The 309-nt window shown below is 71.5% G+C and carries 1 protein-coding gene; it reads right to left on the bottom strand.

Going from position 1 to position 309, the window contains the following annotated elements:
• Positions 1-309, bottom strand: a 309-nt coding sequence (locus FJ658_RS15725) for a topoisomerase C-terminal repeat-containing protein (RefSeq protein WP_305004405.1), incomplete at both ends; no start/stop codon positions are given.

Here is a 309-nt window from a genome sequence, read left to right as displayed (position 1 = left end):
CCGTGCGCGGCTTCACCGCGGCGGTCTTCTTGGTGTTCTTCTTCTTCGGCTTCGCGTCGAGGACCTCGCCCGTCGCCGCGTCGACGGCGACCTCCTCGACCGGTGCCGCCTCGGGCTCGGGCGCGAGCTCGGTCACGTACGGGCCGTAGCGCCCGTCCTTCACGACGATCGTCTTGCCGTTCGCCGGGTTCTCGCCGAGCACGCGGTCGGTGACGACGGGCGCCTCGATGAGCTCGCGGGCCTTCGCCGGGGTCAGCTCGTCGGGCGCGAGGCCCTCCGGCAGGTTGATCTTGCGGGTGGTCTCCGAAC

Origin of the sequence: Schumannella sp. 10F1B-5-1, assembly GCF_006517535.1 — a bacterium.
Classification (GTDB): Bacteria; Actinomycetota; Actinomycetes; order Actinomycetales; family Microbacteriaceae; genus Schumannella.
Note: the sequence above shows the minus strand (reverse complement) of the source record. Positions and strands in the feature narration are given on the sequence as shown.